Source organism: Dyella sp. SYSU CM1112 (assembly GCF_058216415.1).
This window is the reverse complement of the sequence record NZ_JBZEGI010000114.1, coordinates 1-284: the sequence shown is the minus strand read 5'-3', so window position 1 is coordinate 284 and position 284 is coordinate 1. Positions and strand designations below refer to the sequence as shown.

Annotated in this window: 1 protein-coding gene; it reads right to left on the bottom strand. The window is 60.9% G+C overall.

Annotated features, from left to right (window positions below; translation table 11 throughout):
• Positions 1 to 284: hypothetical protein (locus AC4HNJ_RS21860; protein ID WP_490481723.1), on the bottom strand; the 284-nt coding region annotated here is incomplete at both ends.

The following is a 284-nucleotide window of genomic DNA, read 5'->3' as shown; positions in this document are numbered from 1 at the left end:
GCAGCAGCCATTGCTGCGCTTCTTGGCGCAGCACGACCCGGTGATCGACCAAAACTCAGCGCGTTGTCGTGTAAACGGCTACCGAAGAATCCATGGTAGTCCACATAGAGGCTCCATGAAGCACCCGCTTCCGCCGTGATGCGTGCACTCGCCGTGCCCATGCCCCGTCCTTGCGTTGCGCCTGGCAGTTCGAACACGGTTCCATCCTGGGCGGTAACCTGCACGATCGGGGTCGCGGCGTTGTGCGTGTCGTAACGATAACCCACGCTCACTTCGGGCACATA